We start from the raw sequence: 19,950 nt of genomic DNA, 5'->3' as shown, positions 1-19,950 counted from the left end.
CAATAATGAGCCAGAATGTATACCAATTTATTGATGTGAATCGCGTAGACCCAGCGAAGAAACCAATCAAGATACGTAAGATTGAGTTTGTAGAGATCTACGAACCTTTCACTAAACAGCAAGCGAAAGCGCAAGCAGACCGTTGTTTAGACTGTGGTAACCCATATTGTGAATGGAAATGTCCTGTTCACAACTACATCCCTCAGTGGCTTAAGCTTGCCAATGAAGGGCGTATTATCGAAGCGGCTGAATTGTCTCACCAAACCAACAGCCTGCCTGAGGTCTGTGGTCGAGTGTGTCCTCAAGACCGTTTGTGTGAAGGTTCTTGTACCCTCAATGATGATTTTGGTGCGGTAACCATTGGTAATATTGAAAAGTACATTACCGACAAAGCCTTTGAAATGGGTTGGAAGCCAGACATGTCTCACGTTGAATGGACAGATAAAAAGGTCGCGATCATCGGTGCGGGACCTGCAGGTCTAGCGGCGGCTGACATCCTAGTTCGTAATGGCGTAAAAGCCGTTGTGTTTGACCGCTATCCGGAGATCGGTGGTCTACTGACGTTTGGTATTCCTTCATTCAAGCTTGAGAAAGGCATCATGGAAAATCGTCGCCGTATTTTTAGCGAGATGGGCGTTGAGTTCCAAATGAATACCGAAGTCGGCAAAGATGTACAACTTCAGCAATTGGTCGATGACTACGACGCTGTCTTCTTAGGTGTCGGCACCTATAAAAACATGCGTGCGGGCTTAGATAACGAAGATGCACCGGGCGTTTATGATGCTCTGCCTTTCCTAATCTCTAACACCTACAAGGTAATGGATTTAGAAAACCCAACTCCGTTCATCGACATGCAAGGCAAGAAGGTAGTCGTGCTTGGTGGTGGTGATACCGCGATGGACTGTGTAAGAACCTCGATTCGCCAACATGCAGCTAATGTTGTGTGTGCTTACCGCCGAGATGAAGCCAACATGCCAGGCTCTCGCCGTGAGGTAAAAAATGCACGTGAAGAGGGTGTGAAGTTCAAGTTCAACCTCCAACCTATCGGCTTAGAACTAAATAGCGCTGGTCATGTGGTTGGCGTCAAAGTCGTGAAAACCGCTTTGGGTGAGCCTGATGAAGCAGGCCGTCGTCGTCCAGAACCTGTCGAAGGCAGTGAGCATGTTCTTGAGGCCGATGCCGTGATCATGGCATTTGGTTTCCAACCCCACGCAATGGAGTGGCTAGAACCTTTCGGTGTTGAATTGGATCAATGGGGACGAATCAAGGCTCCCGAACAACAAGAGTTTCAATACCAAACCACCAACAGCAAGATCTTTGCGGGTGGCGATGCGGTTCGAGGATCTGACTTGGTGGTGACCGCTATCGATGAAGGCCGCAAAGCCGCAGAAGGGATATTAGATTACCTAGAAGTGTGATTGGGTTTCCTTTATTACTCAGTTCGTTACTATAAAAAAGGATCCAATGATGGATCCTTTTTTGAATTAGATTCGTTTATCACAAGCATCACGAAAATACGTAAAACAATTACAAATAAGCCAATACCGATAACTACAATTAGAATTAAAACAAGCCATAGGAAACACTATGAAAAAAGCCGCTCTCCTTTCTCTATCTCTTTTGACTTTAACCGCTTGCAGCCAAGGAATCACGGACATGAAAGACAGAACTTCATCACCTTGTGGAGACAAACCAAACTGCGTTTCAACTCAAGATGACCGTGAACAGCATGCATTGGCCTCGTTTGAGTTATCAGATTCAGCAAACTTAGATGCCATTGAGCAGGTTGCGCTGACCTTACCGGGCGCAAAAACAGCCAGTAAAACGGAAGACTACCTACGTGTTGAATGCACCTCGCGTATCATGCGCTTTGTCGATGACTTAGAGCTTAAGATCACTGATGGCAAACTGATCGTGCGTTCAGAGTCTCGCACTGGCCATTCTGACTTTGGCGTAAATCGAAAACGTGCTGAACAACTTCGCGCAAGCCTAAAAAGCGAAGGCCTAATCAAATAGATAAAAGAATACGCAGATAAATCGCTGCTATTCGGATGAGAAGTGCCTCAGGGCTGTCGCTCGACACTTCTCTTCCATGCTACAATTTCGCTCTACTGTTTAAATATTTTTATTAAGAGACTACACATGAAAATCGGCATCATTGGCGCAATGGAGCAAGAAGTTGCGATCCTAAAAGCAGCAATTTCAGACATTACTGAAGTTAATAAAGGCGGTTGTACCTTTTTCTCTGGTCAGCTAAATGGTGTTGACGTTGTTTTGCTTCAATCAGGCATTGGTAAAGTAGCAGCAGCAGTTGGTACTTCAATCCTACTAAGCGAATACCAACCAGATGTCGTTCTAAACACGGGCTCTGCTGGCGGTTTTGATTCAACACTGAACCTTGGCGATGTAGTTATCTCTACAGAAGTTCGTCACCACGATGCAGACGTTACAGCTTTCGGTTACGAAATCGGCCAAATGGCAGGTCAACCTGCAGCATTCAAAGCTGACGACAAACTGATGCAAGTTGCTGAACAAGCGCTATCTCAAATGGAAGATAAGCACGCGGTTCGCGGCCTTATCTGTACTGGCGACGCATTTGTTTGCACAGCTGAACGCCAAGAGTTCATCCGTAAGCATTTCCCATCAGTGGTTGCTGTAGAGATGGAAGCTTCTGCGATTGCTCAAGCTTGTCACCAGTTCCAAGTTCCATTCGTGGTTGTTCGTGCAATCTCTGACGTTGCAGACAAAGAATCACCAATGAGCTTCGAAGAGTTCCTGCCACTAGCAGCACAAAGCTCTTCTGAAATGGTTATCAAAATGGTTGCCCTACTAAAGTAAGCGACTAGACATGCAAACACTGTTTGATCAGGTATTTGCAAATGGCGTGCTCCTTATAATGTGGGGAGCACTGCTTTTTCATTTAATCTTACCTATCCCTCATGCCGCACACCCCACGACCTTATGGCATAAGTTTGCTGAGCTTTTAGCAAGCAAGGTTAATAACAACCAAAACTATTCTCAAAGCTTAATCTCGGGCACATTAGCCTGGGGGTTAATGGTCTTGCCTGCTCTGGTTATTCTATTGGCACTGCAGCCACTGGTTTGGCAATCACAACTGTTTGAATTAGCGCTGTTGTTACTCGCGATTGATTGGCGTAATAATGAAAAGCTGGCTAATCAGTTGATCAAGGCACTTGGTCGAGAAGATAAAGCCGCCGCTCGTCAGTTACTTGCTCCAATTGTCAATCGTCAGACCGAATCACTTTCATCACTTGGGCTTGGCAAAGCCGCCACAGAAACCATCATCATGGGTTACGCTCGTAACGTGGTTTGTGTGTTGTTCTGGTACGCCATCGGTGGTGGTATCGCCGCTTTGATGTATCGCTTGATTGTCGAGTTAGCTCGAGCTTGGTCACCAAGCCGTAAGCAGTTCTCTCCTTTTGGCTCAACGGCAATCAAGATCGTCGCTATCCTAGAATTTATACCAATGCGCTTATTTGCCTTGATGATCGTCTGTGGTGATAAAGCATCTCATACATTTAAGATGATGCTCGTTCAAAGTCGCTCTTGGCCTCTACCCGGCCCGGCATGGTTAATTACAGCCGTTGGCAATAAGCTTGAGCTCTCACTGGGTGGCCCTGCCATTTATGACAACACCAAAGCCATTCGTGCAAAATTAGGCGGAAGAATCGCCCCATCAGCGCTGCATTTATCTCAGGTTCAAAAGCTACTTTTTGGTCGCCTCGCTATCTGGATATTCTTACAGAGCCTAGCCTTACTCATTATTCACCAAGGGATTTAAAGTGAAACCCTCTCAACTTGTTACACGATGCTCAGCCCTCGCGTTCACTCTCAGCTTCAGTTTATGGGCACCCACTTCACTTGCTACAGAAGTAGCAATAGCCGAACGTGTTATCAGTCTAGCTCCTCATGCGACGGAGCTAGCGTACAGCGCAGGCTTGGGTGACAACCTTATCGCGGTGAGTGAACGAAGTGATTACCCACCACAGGCTGATAAACTTGAGAAGGTGGCAAACTATCAAGGCATCAAGGTTGAGAAAATCATCGCACTGCAGCCAGATCTGATTCTTGCGTGGCCAGCTGGCAATCCACCTCGAGAACTCGCGAAATTAGAGCAGTTTGGTTTCAATATTTACTACTCGAAAACCAAAAGCCTAGACAGCATCGCGACCAATATTGAACAACTCAGCCAATACGCAAGTGACCCTAGTATCGGTGAGAATAATGCCAAGCAATACAAAGAACAGCTCAACGCGTTAAGACTAAAATATAAAGATGCCGAACCTGTAAACTACTTTTATCAACTTAGTGAAAAGCCGATCATCACTGTGGCTCAAGGGCATTGGCCAAGTGAGGTGTTTGAATTTTGTGGCGGTCACAATATTTTTGAAGACAGCGCCTCCCCTTACCCGCAAGTTGGCATCGAACAAGTTGTACTTAAGAAACCGGAAGTGATCTTCACGTCTCAGCACGCAATCGAGAACGGAACCATGTGGCAAACTTGGGAAGAAGAGATCCCAGCTGTCGCTCAAGATCAGATTTGGTCACTCAATTCAGATTGGATTAATCGCCCGACAACCAGAACTTTGCAAGCGATCCAACAAGTGTGCGATTTCTTCGATAGAGCTAGGCAAAATCACTAACTTTTTGCTGCGTTTTTTCGTACAATTCGCCACCGACCTGTCCCTACAATTTTAACTATAAGAGCACCAGTATCATGGACTCCATGCTGCTTTATATTATCGATTTATTTGGCACCGCCATCTTTGCTATTTCAGGCGTTTTTGTCGCAGGCCGTCTTAAGATGGACCCCTTTGGCGTAGCCGTTCTAGGCAGTGTAACCGCAATTGGCGGCGGTACAATTCGTGACATGGCATTGGGTGCAACTCCAGTGTTTTGGATCACAGACACCACCTACCTTTGGGTAATCATCATTACCTGCTTGCTAACTATGATCATTGTAAGACGCCCCAAACGTCTGGCTTGGTGGATACTGCCAGTATGTGATGCAATAGGCCTAGCGGTATTCGTGGGTATTGGTGTAGAAAAAGCGCTGATTTACCAAGACTCTGCATTGGTGGCCATTATCATGGGTGTCATCACCGGTTGTGGTGGCGGTATTATTCGCGACGTGCTTGCCCGTGAAGTGCCGATGATCCTAAGAAGTGAAGTCTACGCGACCGCTTGTATTATTGGTGGCGCTTTCCACACCATGGCAATCAGCATGGGGCACGACTCAGAGACGGCATTTTTAGCCGGTGTATTTACGACACTATTAATTAGGCTTGGCGCTATTCGCTGGCACTTGTCATTGCCAACCTTCGCTATCAAATAGGCTAGCGTTACAAAATAGAAATGGGCTCCACAAAGGAGCCTTTTTTAATTCGCTTTCAAATCACTTATCTCCTCTATTTCCATTATTCAAAGATCCCCTCCTTTCCTAACACTCTAGTTAGCTCATTCATTACTAGTTTAGTAATCTTTTTTGTTTACTTATCCAGTTCACAGGCTATATTAATAAACAAATAACTTTATAAACTAATTTGTTTACTAACATTGGTAAAAGGGAGCTCAAGATGAGTATCAATAAAGTAGGCATTGTTTTCTTCTCTAAGAATGGGGCAACCAAGCAAGTAGCAGAGCTCATCGCAGAGGGCGTAAACTCTCAACTGCCTAGCTCGGCATTGCTCATCGAGGTTCTCTCGTCTGAAATCATAGAAGGAAGGTATGACAATATCGATAAGCTCAAGGTATTAGACAGCTGTGATGCGATTGTCTTTGGCGCGCCAACTTATATGGGGTCACCTGCCGCTCAGTTTAAGAGTTTTATGGACGCGAGCAGTGATACCTACGGTAAGAAAGCATGGCGAAATAAGCTCGCTGCAGGTTTCACTACTGGTGGTAGCCTAAACGGTGAGCAGCAACAAACCTTGTTAAGCTTTTTCACTCTGGCTTGTCAGCATGGCATGGTTTGGGCAGGGCTTGATGTATCTAAACACATCGACGACCTAGGCCTGAATCGCACTGGTTCGAGCATTGGCTTGGTTGCCAGTGTCGATGAAGCCCCAACCTCAACAAACAACAGCGTTAATGCAAATGACCTAAAAACCGCTTTCTATTTTGGTCAACGCATCGCGAGCTTGGTTCAAAGTTCATAGCTTGTGTGATATCTATGAGCTCAAGACTAGAGAATGAATGTCGTTTCAGGTAACTTGATTCAATCATTCCCAACTTTCATGAATATTACTAAATGCTACTCGAAGGAATCGAAACTCTATTGGTATTGAGTAAAGCAAAGACGATGAGCCGTACCGGCAGTTTGCTTTATATCAGCCAATCAGCGGTCAGCAAGCGGATTGCAAATTTAGAAAAGAAGCTAGGTAAAAAGCTCATCGAGCCGAGTGGCCGACAGATAAAACTGACGCCGGATGCGGTTGCATTGATCGAGAGTATTGGCCCTACGTTCAATGAGCTTCGCGGTCTTATTTATGAACAACAAGAGTTGGAAGATACTACTCTCATCACCTTAGACAGCTCTAAATCTCTGATAGCGGGCTACTTAGGTGAGATGATGGGGCAATTTATCCAGCAAGATAAATACATCACCATTACCACCAACCACACGCCGAGAATCATAGAGCGAGTGCAATCAGGCAAGGCAACTCTAGGGTTGTGCGCAGGCTTATTGCCACCGCATCACGGGTTGATGACCTTCCACCTGTTTGATGAGCCGTTTTACATTGTGAGTAAGCAGCCACTCAAGGCCCTTCCTCCACTGGTCATTACCAACGATATGACCAACCCTGCCAACTCTTATCAGCTCTCAGTGTTAGAAAAGTTCGGCATCAGACCCTTGATGGAGATGGACGCCTACACTGCAGCAGCGCAGCTTGCATTGGGCGGAACTGGGTCTGCGTTAATCCCGCTCTCGATTGTAAAAACACTCAATATTGAGCCTCAATACTTGTATAGCTTCCCTGAATTAGCAGGCTTAATTCGACCGATTCATATCTGTGTTAGACCAAATAGCTATCAGTCTCCGAGAGTTAAAATACTGATAGAATCCATTGTTGATGCTGTTCCCAAAGCAGTTTAGAAGCCATCAGCATCGACATGACGATAACAAGGGGGCGAATCCATTTCTGCCCTTTTGTCACCACGACTTTGGCGCCAAGCTGAGCCCCCATAAAACCACCAACCGCCATCACTAATCCTAACTCCCAAATAGGCAAGCCAGCCAAAATAAAGAAAATCAGTGCAGCGATGTTCGAGGTGAAATTCAATACTTTAGTTCGCGCCGTAGCATCGACTAATGAGAAATGACCAATCGCTACAAAACAAACCGTGAAGATTGAGCCTGTACCTGGGCCAAAGAAACCGTCATAGAAACCAACACCGCCGCCCACACATAGCGCAAACATCGCTTCGGAGATCTTTTGTTTGCCTTCAGAGGTTCTGGTTTGTGGTGCTAACAGGAAATAAAGAGAGATAGCGATAAGCAGCAGTGGAATCACACTGGTCAGAAGACTCGCATCGATGTATTGAACTAACTCTGCACCAATAGCCGAACCGATAAAAGTACAAAAGATAGCGAGGCGCATTTCCTGAATACTAACGATACCGTTACGTACGAAGTACCAACTCGCTGAGAAGCTGCCAAATGAGCTTTGGAGTTTATTAGTGGCCAGTGCTTGCGTTGGTGGCACTCCAGCCGCGAGCAATGCAGGTAGAGTCAACAACCCACCGCCGCCAGCCATTGCATCAATAAAGCCTGCTGCCGTTGCAACAACAAACAAGATAGCCAATATTTCCAGAGTGATTTCCATATACCCAACGCCTTAAATTCTCGTGTAGCGACAAGTTACCACCCTGAGCAAACGAACAACAACGAAACACAAGATTTTAACCTATTCCTGATTTTCATCATTTAACTCATGCTAGATAACAGGCTTAAAAAAGCCCACTCCGAAGAGTGGGCTTTGAGCATTTATATCCGCTTAACAGCGATACACTTTAGGCGATTAAGCTTGAGAAGCTTTAACTTGTGCGTGCAGTTCTTGAACTGAAGTTACTGACGTCTTCGCGTCTGCAGTGTGCGCCATACAAGTCGCGAATGCAGCGTTTAGCGTAGTCGTGTAGTTAACTTTCTCAGCCAATGCGCCACGACGAAGTACTTTAGAATCTTCAATCGCTTGACGACCAGCCGCTGTGTTCACGATGTACGTGTACTCGTTGTTCTTGATACGGTCAAGAATGTGAGGACGACCTTCGTGTACCTTGTTTACTAGACGTGGGTTGATACCCGCTTCGCCAAGGATAACCGCTGTACCGTGTGTTGCGTCTAGCTGGTAACCAAGCTTAGATAGCTTAGATGCTAGGTCAACAACACGTTCTTTGTCGCCTTCGCGAACAGAAAGAAGTGCACGGCCGCCTTCTGGGTAGATGTTACCACAACCCAATTCAGCTTTAGAGTATGCTTCTGCGAACGTCGCACCAACACCCATAACTTCACCAGTAGAGCGCATTTCTGGGCCTAACAGTGGGTCAACACCAGGGAACTTGTTGAATGGAAGTACAACTTCTTTCACTGAGTAGTAAGGTGGGATGATTTCTTTCGTAAAGCCTTGAGACTCTAGCGATTGACCCGCCATTACACGAGCTGCAATCTTAGCAATTGGCGCGCCAGTTGCTTTAGATACGAATGGAACCGTACGTGCTGCACGAGGGTTAACCTCGATTAGGTACACTTCATTGTTCTTAACAGCAAACTGCGTGTTCATCAGACCACGAACACCCAACTCGAACGCTAGCTTTTCAACTTGCTCGCGCATTACGTCTTGGATTTCTTGGCTTAGCGTGTATGCAGGAAGAGAGCATGCTGAGTCACCTGAGTGAACACCCGCTTGCTCGATATGCTCCATGATACCGCCGATAACAACGCGCTCACCGTCACAAATCGCATCTACGTCTACTTCAACAGCGTCGTCTAGGAAGCTATCAAGTAGTACTGGAGATTCGTTTGATACGCTAACTGCTTCGTTGAAGTAGCGACGTAAATCTTGCTCGTCGTATACGATTTCCATCGCACGACCACCAAGTACGTAAGAAGGACGTACAACAAGTGGGAAGCCGATTTCGCGAGATTTCTCAACCGCTTGCTCCATTGTTGTTACTGTTGCGTTTTCTGGTTGAAGTAGGCCTAGACGGTCTACAGCAACTTGGAAACGCTCACGGTCTTCTGCACGGTCGATTGCGTCTGGGCTAGTACCGATGATTGGTACGCCAGCAGCTTCAAGAGCACGAGCCAGTTTAAGTGGTGTTTGACCACCGTACTGAACGATAACGCCTTTTGGCTTCTCAACGCGAGCGATTGCTAGTACGTCTTCCAGAGTTACTGGTTCGAAGTACAGACGGTCAGATGTATCGTAGTCTGTAGAAACAGTCTCAGGGTTACAGTTAACCATGATTGTTTCGTAGCCATCTTCACGTAGTGCTAGTGATGCGTGTACACAACAGTAGTCAAATTCAATACCTTGGCCGATACGGTTTGGACCGCCGCCTAGAATCATGATCTTGTCTTTGTCTGTTGGGTTTGCTTCACACTCGTCATCGTAAGATGAGTACATGTAAGCCGTATCAGAAGAGAACTCAGCCGCACACGTATCTACACGCTTGTACACTGGGTGGATATCGTATTGGTCACGTAGACGACGGATTTCGCTTTCCGCTACACCTAGAATCTTAGATAGGCGAGCATCTGCAAAACCTTTACGCTTAAGTTTGTTTAGCTCGTCTTTGTTCAGACCAGCAAAGCCTTTCGCTTTCAGTTCTTGCTCTAGCTTAACGATGTCTTCGATTTGAACTAGGAACCAACGGTCGATTTGCGTTAGGTTGAATACACCATCTACCGACATACCAGCACGGAATGCGTCAGCGATGTACCAAATACGCTCTGCGCCAGCTTCTTTCAGTTCGTGACGGATAGTCGTTAGAGCATCAGGTGCGTCTAGGTCTACCATTTCGTCAAAACCAGTCGCGCCAACTTCTAGGCCGCGAAGTGCTTTTTGTAGAGATTCTTGTTGGTTACGGCCGATAGCCATAACTTCACCAACAGACTTCATTTGCGTCGTTAGACGGTCGTTAGCACCTGCAAATTTCTCGAAGTTAAAACGAGGAATCTTAGTTACTACGTAGTCGATTGTTGGTTCGAATGATGCTGGCGTTGCGCCGCCAGTGATGTCATTCATTAGCTCGTCTAGCGTGAAGCCAACAGCCAGTTTCGCTGCAATCTTAGCGATTGGGAAACCTGTTGCTTTAGATGCTAGTGCAGAAGAGCGAGATACACGTGGGTTCATCTCGATGATAACCATACGGCCATCTTTCGGGTTGATACCAAACTGTACGTTTGAACCACCTGTCTCAACACCAATCTCACGCAATACAGCTAGAGAAGCGTTACGCATTAGTTGGTATTCTTTGTCTGTCAGCGTTTGAGCTGGAGCCACAGTGATTGAGTCACCTGTGTGAATACCCATTGGGTCGAAGTTTTCAATCGCACATACGATGATGCAGTTGTCGTTTTTGTCACGAACCACTTCCATCTCGTACTCTTTCCAACCGATAAGTGATTCATCGATAAGAAGTTCGTTTGTTGGAGATAGGTCCAAACCACGACGACAGATTTCTTCAAATTCTTCTTTGTTGTAAGCGATACCGCCACCAGTACCACCCATCGTGAACGATGGACGAATGATACAAGGGAAGCCAACCATGTCTAAAACTTTGTAAGCTTCTTCCATCGTTTTCGCTGTATCAGCAGTTGGACACTCAAGGCCAATTGCTTTCATTGCTTTATCGAAGCGTGAACGGTCTTCTGCTTTATCGATAGCGTCAGCCGTTGCACCAATCATTTCAACACCGAACTCTTCAAGAACGCCGTGCTTTTCTAAGTCTAGAGCACAGTTCAATGCAGTTTGACCACCCATAGTAGGTAGAACTGCATCAGGCTTCTCTTTAGCGATGATGTTACGCACAACTTCCCATTGGATAGGTTCGATGTAAGTTGCATCGGCCATATCTGGGTCAGTCATGATTGTCGCTGGGTTCGAGTTTACAAGAATAACTCGGTAACCTTCTTCGCGAAGCGCTTTACAAGCTTGAGCACCAGAGTAATCGAACTCACATGCTTGGCCGATAACGATCGGGCCAGCACCTAGAATAAGAATACTTTTAATGTCAGTACGTTTTGGCATTGTCTACTACTCCGAATTACGCTGTGTGCTGTTTGATTAGTTCAATAAAGTGGTCGAATAACGGCGCTGCGTCTTCTGGACCTGGGCTTGCTTCAGGGTGACCTTGGAAGCTGAATGCTGGTTTTTCTGTACGGTGAATACCTTGTAGAGAACCATCAAATAGTGATTTGTGCGTTGCACGTAGTGTCTCTGGAAGGGTTTCTTCGTCAGCAGCAAAGCCGTGGTTTTGCGAAGTAATCATCACAACATCACGATCTAAATCTTTAACCGGGTGGTTTGCACCGTGGTGACCAAACTTCATCTTCACTGTCTTAGCGCCTGACGCAAGAGCAAGAATCTGGTGACCTAGACAGATACCGAAGATTGGTAAGCCTTTTTCTAGGAACACTTTTGTCGCTTCAATTGCGTAAGTACATGGTTCTGGGTCACCAGGGCCATTTGAAAGGAAAACACCGTCTGGGTTCAGAGCTAGTACTTCTTCAGCAGAAGTTTCAGCTGGAACAACCGTTAGGCGGCAGCCGCGGTCAACAAGCATTCGTAGGATGTTTCGTTTTGCACCGAAGTCATAAGCAACAACGTGGTATGGCAATTCAGAGTCTGCTTTCGCTTCAGGAAGTCCACCCGTAAGCGTCCACGAACCTTGTTTCCATTGATACGCTTCTTTTGTTGTAACTTCTTTCGCAAGGTCCATACCTTTCAGGCCAGGGAATTCTTTTGCTTTAGCTAGAGCCAAAGCTTCGTCTAGGTTGTTACCCGCTACGATGCAACCGTTCTGTGCGCCTTTTTCACGAAGAATACGCGTCAGCTTACGAGTATCGATATCAGCGATACCAACAACGTTTTGCGACTTAAGGTAATCAGAAAGGGATTGTTCATTACGGAAGTTAGAAGCGATTAGAGGGAGATCGCGAATCACAAGGCCTTGAGCGTGGATTGAAGAAGATTCTTCGTCTTCGGAATTGGTTCCGGTATTGCCAATGTGAGGGTAAGTAAGGGTAACGATTTGTTGAGAATAGGAAGGATCAGTGAGGATTTCTTGGTACCCCGTCATCGAGGTATTAAAAACGACTTCACCAACTGCAGAACCTACAGCGCCAATGGATTCACCGTGAAATACTGTCCCATCTTCTAGGACGAGTAGTGCTGACTTCTTCAAGACAACCTCCAGAAATAAAAATGCATTAAAATTGATTTAATTTGCAAATCTACCTTCCTGCAACACCAGAAACTGCGTGTTTATGGAAATTAGACAAATTGGCGGTATTTTAGTGATGTGCGTGATACGTGTCAACATTTAACGCAAAAGAAATTAAACATTTGTAAGGACTAATTCAATTTACGCCATCAAAGCTTCAAAAGTTTAACTTTCATGCTCATTTCGGCCGAATATTACGATTTTCTAATTTTCACCCCTCATTTTAGCCAACCATAGAGTGATAAAAATATCAGCAACAAAACGCAATCGATAAATACAAAGAGAAAAGAGAGGAATTTAAAGACCTAAAACAAAAACCACACCATAAGCAGCAAAAAGCACAGTTAAATAAGAGAAAATCGACGATAAAAAGAAACTAGAGGGAGGTTTGTAAAAGGGCTATTACGAAGAAAAATGTACCAAATAAAGAAAGCGCCGGCAATTGCCAGCGCATAAATATCTATTTACAGGTCATTCAAACCTAGGACATCAGTCATGGTATAAAAGCCGGCTGGTTTATCATTTAACCAGACTGCAGCCTTGATTGCGCCATTAGCGAAAGTCATTCGGTCCGTGGCTTTATGAGTAATTTCGACTCGCTCACCGATATCAGCAAACATAGCGGTGTGTTCACCAATGATGTCACCGGCACGAATCGTAGCGAAACCAATCTCATCTTTCGTACGCTCACCAGTAATACCTTCACGTGACCATACGGCTACATCGTTAAGATCATTGCCCATCGCACCAGCAATCGCTTCGCCCATGCCAATCGCTGTACCAGAAGGAGCATCGACTTTATGACGGTGGTGAGCCTCAACGATCTCAACATCACAGTAATCGCCCATCACTTTAGCGGCCTTTTCTAACAGCTTAAATACAAGGTTCACACCGACACTGTAGTTAGGTGCCATTACGATAGGCATCTCTTTTGAAGCCGCATCAATCACCTGTTTCTCTTCTTCAGAGAAACCCGTCGTACCGATGATCAGCTTTTTACCGTGACGTTTACAAAGTTCAATATTCGCTAATGTGCTAACAGGGGCAGTAAAATCGACAATCACATCAAACTCTTCAATGGCTTTAGACAAGTCATCCACTAGAGCGACATCAAAACGACCTTCACCACATAACTCGCCAACATCAACACCGACCAAAGATGACTCTGGACGCTCTGAGCCAGCACCAACACTTGCTTCTGAATTATGATGAGCGGCTTTCACCAAGTTGCGACCCATACGGCCCGCTGCTCCTGCAATTGCAATTCTTACCACTGCGAATATCTCCATTGTTTTGGTTACCGTTGCCACTTATCTCTCGTAGCAACGTTCATTCGATTAATCTCTTTAAACTAACAACAATCTCAAACTCAGGCTAGCAATTACGAAAACTCTTTTACCACTCGCTCTAAAATTGGCACATTTGCTTCTGGGAAGGCGTATTGATTCAATAATTCAAGACTTACCCATTCACCTTGCTGACCTTCTTTGCCATAAGGTTGCTGTTCAAAGTCGGTCACAAGGATGAAGTCGAACTTAAGCGACTTGTCCGTGTAATCAAACTCAAGGTGCTCAAACAGAGACTGCTCAGTCACTTTAATGCCAATCTCTTCATCCAACTCACGAGTCATCGCTTGTTCAATGGTTTCGCCCGCTTCAACCTTGCCGCCAGGGAACTCCCAAAAACCGCCCTTGTGTTTGTCGTCTGGGCGCTTAGTAATAAATACCTGTGACTTATCTTGGTTAAAGATAATGCCCGCTACAATATGGATTCTTTTCATGTGTTGGTGTTCCTTAATAAAACGCTTAACTCACATAGTCCCTGAATACGTCATCCTCAAGAAGGAGGAACGACTGAGTTGGGGACCTAAAACAACGTGAGCCTAACTAAACGAGATTCCCTACTACGCTCGTTCCTCGCTATAGGGAATGACGACTTCCTTGCATAACAAAGTAAGCCATGAAATTTACATACAAAAAGAGCCGCCTAAGCGACTCTTTTTATCAAAACTATATTAAGGCAAAGCTGTATTGGTTGAGAACGAGGAGGCGACGCGGAGTTTACAAGTGTAAATGAGCATCGCCGACGAAGTTATCAGCCATTACAGCAAAGCATTAGTCAATTTTACCGTGACACTGTTTGTATTTTTTACCACTTCCACATGGGCATGGTTCGTTACGACCCACTTTACGCTCATCACGTACTACCGTTTGTGGAGATGCTGGCTCAGCTTCATCATCACCCAACTGATTTTCAGCTGTTGCGTGTTGTGCTTGTGCACGACGCGCCGCTTCTTCAGCTTGAGCTTGACGTTGAGCTTCCATCTTTTCTACTTCTTCTTGTTGCTGAACGCGAACTTTAGAAAGAATGGTAATAACATCTGATTTCAGCACTTCTAGTAGACCTTCAAACAGTTCAAACGACTCGCGCTTGTACTCTTGTTTTGGGTTCTTCTGAGCGTAACCACGCAGGTGGATACCTTGACGAAGATGATCCATCGCAGCCAAGTGCTCTTTCCAAAGGCCATCTAGCGTTTGTAGCATTACAGATTTCTCGAAGTTACGTAGTACTTGAGCACCAACCACTTCTTCTTTCTGTTTGTACGAATCAACTGCCATACCTAGGATACGTTCACGCAGTGCTTCTTCGTAAAGCTTGTCGTCTTCGTCCAACCAACCTTGAATATCGAACTCTAGATCGAAGTCGTTCTTCAGGCGATCTTGCAGACCTGCGATATCCCACATATCTTCAAGCGATTGAGGAGCAATGTACTCATCGATAACCGAAGTAAACACGTCTTCACGGTTGTGTTCGATCATTTCGCTGATGTCGTCAGAACTCATCAGTTCGTCACGCAGTTCATAAACCACTTTACGTTGGTCATTGGCTACATCATCGTACTCAAGAAGCTGCTTACGAATATCGAAGTTACGACCTTCAACTTTACGTTGTGCTTTTTCAATTGAGCGAGAAAGCATCTTAGATTCGATCGCTTCGCCTTCGTCCATACCACTTTGGATAAGGCCTGCCATACGATCCGATGTGAAGATACGTAGCAGTGAGTCTTCCATTGATAGGTAGAAACGAGAAGAACCTGCATCACCTTGACGACCAGAACGACCACGTAGCTGGTTATCGATACGGCGAGATTCATGACGCTCAGTACCAATGATGTGCAAACCACCTGACTCAAGTACTTTATCGTGGATTACTCTCCAGTCAGCTTTGATCTTATCGATCTGCTCTTGAGTTGGATTATCTAGCTTCTCAACTTGTGCCTGCCAGCTGCCACCTAACACGATATCGGTACCACGACCGGCCATGTTAGTTGCGATAGTTACCGCGCTTGGCGTACCTGCTTGTGCAACGATCTCAGCTTCCATTTCGTGGAACTTGGCGTTTAGAACGTTGTGCTTAATTTTTGCTTTTTTCAGTGCGTTAGACAGTAGCTCAGACTTCTCGATAGAAACTGTACCAACCAGTGATGGCTGACCTGCAGCTACACGGTCTTTAATGTCTTCAATGATCGCATTGAACTTGTCTTCTTCAGTACGATAAACCACATCTGGCATATCGTTGCGAACCATAGGTTTGTTGGTTGGGATAACCACAGTTTCTAGGCCGTAGATAGACTGGAATTCGAAAGCTTCTGTATCGGCTGTACCTGTCATACCTGACAGTTTTTCGTATAGACGGAAGAAGTTTTGGAAAGTAATCGATGCTAGCGTCTGGTTTTCATTCTGAATCTTCACACCTTCTTTAGCTTCAACAGCTTGGTGTAAACCTTCAGACCAACGACGACCTGGCATTGTACGACCAGTATGCTCATCAACGATAACGACTTCGCCGTCTTCAGTAACGATGTAGTCTACGTTCTTCTCAAACAATACGTGTGCACGAAGCGCTGCATTAACATGGTGCAATAGGCTGATGTTTGTTGGAGAGTAAAGCGTGTCGCCCTCTTCCATCAGACCATTTTTCACCATTAGCTCTTCTACAAATTCTTGACCGTTTTCAGTCAGGTGAACCTGCTTCGATTTCTCGTCCATGGTGTAGTGACCTTCACCACGGTACTCTTCAGAATCTTCTTTATCTTGGCGCTCAAGGTTAGGAATTAACGTGTTAATACGCGTGTAAAGATCTGAGCTATCTTCAGCAGGACCAGAGATAATAAGTGGAGTACGAGCTTCATCGATTAAGATTGAGTCAACTTCATCGACAACAGCAAAGAAGCGTTCGCGTTGAACACGATCTTCAGCACGGAAAGCCATGTTGTCACGTAGGTAATCGAAACCAAACTCGTTGTTTGTTCCGTACAGGATGTCAGCTTGGTACGCTTCTTTTTTCTCTGGCGGAGCCATGTTTGGCACGTTCACGCCAACCGTCATACCAAGGAATTCAAATAATGGGCGGTTTGTTTCCGCATCACGCTTCGCTAGGTAGTCGTTCACCGTTACTACGTGAACACCTTTGCTAGGTAGGGCGTTAAGATAAGCTGGTAAGGTTGCTGTAAGAGTCTTACCTTCACCAGTACGCATTTCTGCAATTTGGCCAGCATTTAGAACCATGCCACCAATCATTTGCACGTCAAAGTGACGCATGCCGTAAACACGCTTAGACGCTTCACGTACCGTAGCAAATGCTTCCGGTAGAAGTTGGTCTAACGATTCACCTTTATCTAAGCGCTCACGAAACTCAACCGTTTTTGCTTTTAGCTCTTCGTCTGAAAGTGCTTCAAACGTTGGTTCGTAGTTATTAATTTCTTTTACAATTTTTCTAAGGCGGCGCAGTGTTCTGTCATTGCGACTGCCAATTACCTTTGTCAGCAGCTTAGTAATCATGTGCTTGGAATCTCTTCGTTCTCAGATCGTCCGCGATCTATTTTAAATGCCGTCAGTCTCTACTAGCTATGAACTAGTCTTCAGTTACTAACCAAGGATACTGAGATAAATCTAGTATCTTTGATATTGTACTTGAGAGTAGAGTTTTCAAGGCTTGAGTTAAAATTAATGCCCTTTAGTGTAAGTAATTTTCACACCAACGACCATTTATAACCCCATTTGTTTGATGTGCTTGGAACTTTTCTTTCTAATTGCTGACGGATTAGCCAGACTGTAGCCCATTGTTAGTCAACTTTCGGATGTTGACGACACTGTATCTGGAAAATAGATACAAAAAAACCAGGTCAATGACCTGGTTTTCGAAATCTTATATTGTTGTAAACAACAATTACGCTAGAACCATTCCTGGCTCAGCAAATGCAACAGGAGAGCCTACTTCTTCTTCGAATGTTGCCCATTCCCAAGCTTCTGCGTCAGCAAGTACTGCACGTAGTAGTTGGTTGTTTAGGCCGTGACCTGATTTGTATGCACGGAACTCACCAATAATAGCGTGTCCACACATGTAAAGGTCACCAATCGCATCCAGTACTTTGTGAGTTACGAACTCATTGTCAAAACGTAGACCTTCTTCATTAAGAATTCGGTATTCGTCTAGAACGATAGCGTTATCGAAGCTACCGCCAAGTACTAGGTTTTGAGATTGTAGATACTCAATATCTCGCATGAAGCCGAAAGTACGAGCGCGAGAGATCTCTTTCACAAAGCCTTGTGAAGAGAAATCAAACAACAAACGTTGCTCATCAGATTCAATTGCTGGGTGGTTAAAGTCGATCTCAAAGTCCATACGGAAGCCGTTAAATGGAACAAATTCTGCCCACTTATCGCCATCTTCAAAACGGATAGGCTTTTTGATACGAATAAAACGCTTTGCTGCATTCAGTGTTTCTACACCCGCTTGCTGTAGCAAGTATACGAATGGGCTTGCGCTACCATCCATAATTGGGATCTCTGGTGCATCTACTTCAACAATAATGTTGTCGATGCCCATGCCCGCTAGAGCTGCGTTAAGGTGTTCCACTGTAGAGATACGTACGCCTTCGTCATTAACAAGAGCAGTACATAACATAGTGTCACGAACTGATGCTGGATCAGCTGGGAAATCTACAGGTGGATTTACATCTGTACGACGATAAACAATGCCTGTATTTGCAGCTGCCGGGCGAAGAGTAAGTGTGACTTTACGACCAGAGTGGAGACCCACACCAGTTGTTTTCACAATTTCTTTCAGAGTACGTTGTCTGATCATCTGCTTGCCTCGTTATCAGTGCTACAAATCACGGTCAGTATTTACCGACCGCGAATTTTACCATTAATTCGACTATAGTCAAATTTTGGGTGTTTGTTAATCAGCCTGACGTCGTAAGAATGCTGGAATATCTAAATATCCACTCTCTTTCTCAGCTTTAGGTGCAGCACTTTGGCTAGCGCCTGTACCTGAAGAAACAGGTGACGTTGTTGGCTGTGGCTTAACTTGAGGTTTAACCTCAGTTTTTTCTTGCAATGGCTGTGCCACTTTCTCTTCCACTTTTGGTGCAGTTTGAGCCGCTACCTGTGGTTGAGGAGTTGGTGCAACCTTAGCTTTACCACCAGCAACTAAAGTAATGTCTGGTTTTTTCTCTGTACCGATACCTGTTGCAACAACAGTTACGCGGATTTCATCCGTCATATCAGGGTCTAGAGAAGTACCAATCACAACTGTTGCGTTATCAGATGCGAATGCCTTAACTGTGTTACCTACTGTTTCGAACTCATCTAAACGCATATCTAGGCCTGCTGTGATGTTCACAAGAACGCCACGTGCACCAGCTAGGTCGATGTCTTCTAGTAGTGGGCTAGAAATTGCCGTTTCAGCAGCTTCTTCAGCACGGTCTTCACCTTTTGCGATACCGCTACCCATCATTGCATGACCCATCTCAGACATTACGGTGCGAACATCCGCGAAATCGACGTTAATCATACCAGGGCGAGTAATTAGCTCAGCGATACCTTGTACAGCATTTTTAAGTACATCATTTGCACTTGCGAAAGCTTCTAGCAGTGTTACGCCGCGGCCAAGTACTTTAAGTAGCTTTTCATTTGGAATCGTAATTAAAGAATCCACATGCTTAGAAAGCTCTTCGATACCTTGCTCAGCAAACGCTAAACGCTTTTTGCCTTCAAAGCTGAATGGCTTAGTTACAACAGCAACCGTTAGCACACCCAACTCTTTCGCAACTTCAGCAATAACTGGAGCAGCACCTGTACCTGTACCACCGCCCATACCAGCTGCGATAAATACCATATCGGCGCCAGTTAGAACTTCTTTAATTCTTTCTCGATCTTCGAGAGCTGCATCACGGCCTACTTGTGGGTTTGCACCAGCGCCCAAACCTTTAGTGATATCACCACCAATTTGGATCACGCTGCTCACGCTTGTTTTACGAAGTGCTTGTGCATCAGTGTTAACACTGATGAATTCTACGCCTTCGATTGATTCACGTACCATGTGCTCAACAGCGTTACCGCCACCGCCACCAACTCCAACGACTTTAATTACTGCATCGTCAGACATTTCCATCATCGGTTCAAACATGTGTTATCT

At 45.3% G+C, this 19,950-nt stretch carries 16 protein-coding genes; 8 read left to right on the top strand and 8 right to left on the bottom strand.

All coding sequences use genetic code 11. From position 1 onward, the window contains the following. Positions 1 to 5: 5 nt before the first annotated feature. The 8 genes from L0992_02420 to L0992_02385 all read left to right on the top strand — a co-directional run bounded on the left by L0992_02420 (position 6) and on the right by L0992_02385 (position 7,117). Complete coding sequence (locus L0992_02420; protein ID XGB67584.1) at positions 6 to 1,418, top strand: FAD-dependent oxidoreductase; 1,413 nt, start codon at positions 6 to 8, stop codon at positions 1,416 to 1,418. A gap of 169 nt (positions 1,419 to 1,587) precedes the next feature. Next, positions 1,588 to 2,016: a DUF1499 domain-containing protein gene (locus L0992_02415; GenBank protein XGB67583.1), complete on the top strand. Its 429-nt coding sequence runs from the start codon at positions 1,588 to 1,590 to the stop codon at positions 2,014 to 2,016. Between the two features lie 126 nt (positions 2,017 to 2,142). Further along, positions 2,143 to 2,838: a 5'-methylthioadenosine/S-adenosylhomocysteine nucleosidase gene (gene mtnN, locus L0992_02410; protein ID XGB67582.1), complete on the top strand. Its 696-nt coding sequence runs from the start codon at positions 2,143 to 2,145 to the stop codon at positions 2,836 to 2,838. Between the two features lie 10 nt (positions 2,839 to 2,848). After that, a complete protein-coding gene (locus L0992_02405; protein XGB67581.1) occupies positions 2,849 to 3,802 on the top strand; it encodes a cobalamin biosynthesis family protein in 954 nt (317 codons plus the stop codon). A gap of 1 nt (position 3,803) precedes the next feature. Beyond that, the gene (btuF, locus tag L0992_02400; GenBank protein XGB67580.1) at positions 3,804 to 4,664 is read left to right on the top strand and encodes a vitamin B12 ABC transporter substrate-binding protein BtuF; all 861 of its coding nucleotides are present in this window, start codon (positions 3,804 to 3,806) and stop codon (positions 4,662 to 4,664) included. Positions 4,665 to 4,738: 74 nt separating this feature from the next. Further along, positions 4,739 to 5,356 carry a TRIC cation channel family protein gene (locus L0992_02395; GenBank protein ID XGB67579.1) on the top strand — a complete coding sequence of 206 codons (618 nt, stop codon included), beginning with the start codon at positions 4,739 to 4,741 and terminating at the stop codon, positions 5,354 to 5,356. Positions 5,357 to 5,597: 241 nt separating this feature from the next. Then, positions 5,598 to 6,179, top strand: coding sequence for a flavodoxin family protein (locus tag L0992_02390; protein XGB67578.1), 582 nt, complete (start codon positions 5,598 to 5,600; stop codon positions 6,177 to 6,179). A 92-nt stretch (positions 6,180 to 6,271) separates the two neighbouring features. Further along, the gene (locus tag L0992_02385; protein XGB67577.1) at positions 6,272 to 7,117 is read left to right on the top strand and encodes a LysR family transcriptional regulator; all 846 of its coding nucleotides are present in this window, start codon (positions 6,272 to 6,274) and stop codon (positions 7,115 to 7,117) included. Here the strand turns inward: L0992_02385 and L0992_02380 are convergent. From L0992_02380 to ftsZ, 8 genes are all read right to left on the bottom strand, one after another. Beyond that, positions 7,068 to 7,847, bottom strand: a complete 780-nt coding sequence (locus tag L0992_02380; protein ID XGB67576.1) for a TSUP family transporter — start codon at positions 7,845 to 7,847, stop codon at positions 7,068 to 7,070. The genes L0992_02385 and L0992_02380 overlap by 50 nt on opposite strands. 195 nt (positions 7,848 to 8,042) lie before the next feature. After that, positions 8,043 to 11,273 (bottom strand): carbamoyl-phosphate synthase large subunit, encoded by a 3,231-nt coding sequence (carB, locus tag L0992_02375; protein XGB67575.1) that lies wholly within the window; start codon positions 11,271 to 11,273, stop codon positions 8,043 to 8,045. A 16-nt stretch (positions 11,274 to 11,289) separates the two neighbouring features. After that, on the bottom strand, positions 11,290 to 12,429 hold the full coding sequence (gene carA / locus L0992_02370; protein ID XGB67574.1) for a glutamine-hydrolyzing carbamoyl-phosphate synthase small subunit: 1,140 nt from the start codon (positions 12,427 to 12,429) through the stop codon (positions 11,290 to 11,292). Between the two features lie 503 nt (positions 12,430 to 12,932). Further along, the gene (gene dapB / locus L0992_02365; protein XGB68671.1) at positions 12,933 to 13,757 is read right to left on the bottom strand and encodes a 4-hydroxy-tetrahydrodipicolinate reductase; all 825 of its coding nucleotides are present in this window, start codon (positions 13,755 to 13,757) and stop codon (positions 12,933 to 12,935) included. A 92-nt stretch (positions 13,758 to 13,849) separates the two neighbouring features. Next, complete coding sequence (mutT, locus tag L0992_02360) at positions 13,850 to 14,248, bottom strand: 8-oxo-dGTP diphosphatase MutT (GenBank protein ID XGB67573.1); 399 nt, start codon at positions 14,246 to 14,248, stop codon at positions 13,850 to 13,852. 334 nt (positions 14,249 to 14,582) lie between these two features. After that, the gene (gene secA / locus L0992_02355) at positions 14,583 to 17,309 is read right to left on the bottom strand and encodes a preprotein translocase subunit SecA (GenBank protein XGB67572.1); all 2,727 of its coding nucleotides are present in this window, start codon (positions 17,307 to 17,309) and stop codon (positions 14,583 to 14,585) included. A 388-nt stretch (positions 17,310 to 17,697) separates the two neighbouring features. Continuing rightward, positions 17,698 to 18,615 (bottom strand): UDP-3-O-acyl-N-acetylglucosamine deacetylase, encoded by a 918-nt coding sequence (gene lpxC / locus L0992_02350; GenBank protein XGB67571.1) that lies wholly within the window; start codon positions 18,613 to 18,615, stop codon positions 17,698 to 17,700. A 96-nt stretch (positions 18,616 to 18,711) separates the two neighbouring features. Then, a complete protein-coding gene (ftsZ, locus tag L0992_02345) occupies positions 18,712 to 19,941 on the bottom strand; it encodes a cell division protein FtsZ (protein XGB67570.1) in 1,230 nt (409 codons plus the stop codon). Positions 19,942 to 19,950: the final 9 nt, after the last annotated feature.

Source organism: Vibrio pomeroyi (assembly GCA_041879425.1).
GTDB lineage: Bacteria > Pseudomonadota > Gammaproteobacteria > Enterobacterales > Vibrionaceae > Vibrio > Vibrio pomeroyi_A.
The sequence above is the reverse complement of the archived record's forward strand: the minus strand, read 5'-3'. Positions and strand labels throughout refer to the sequence as shown.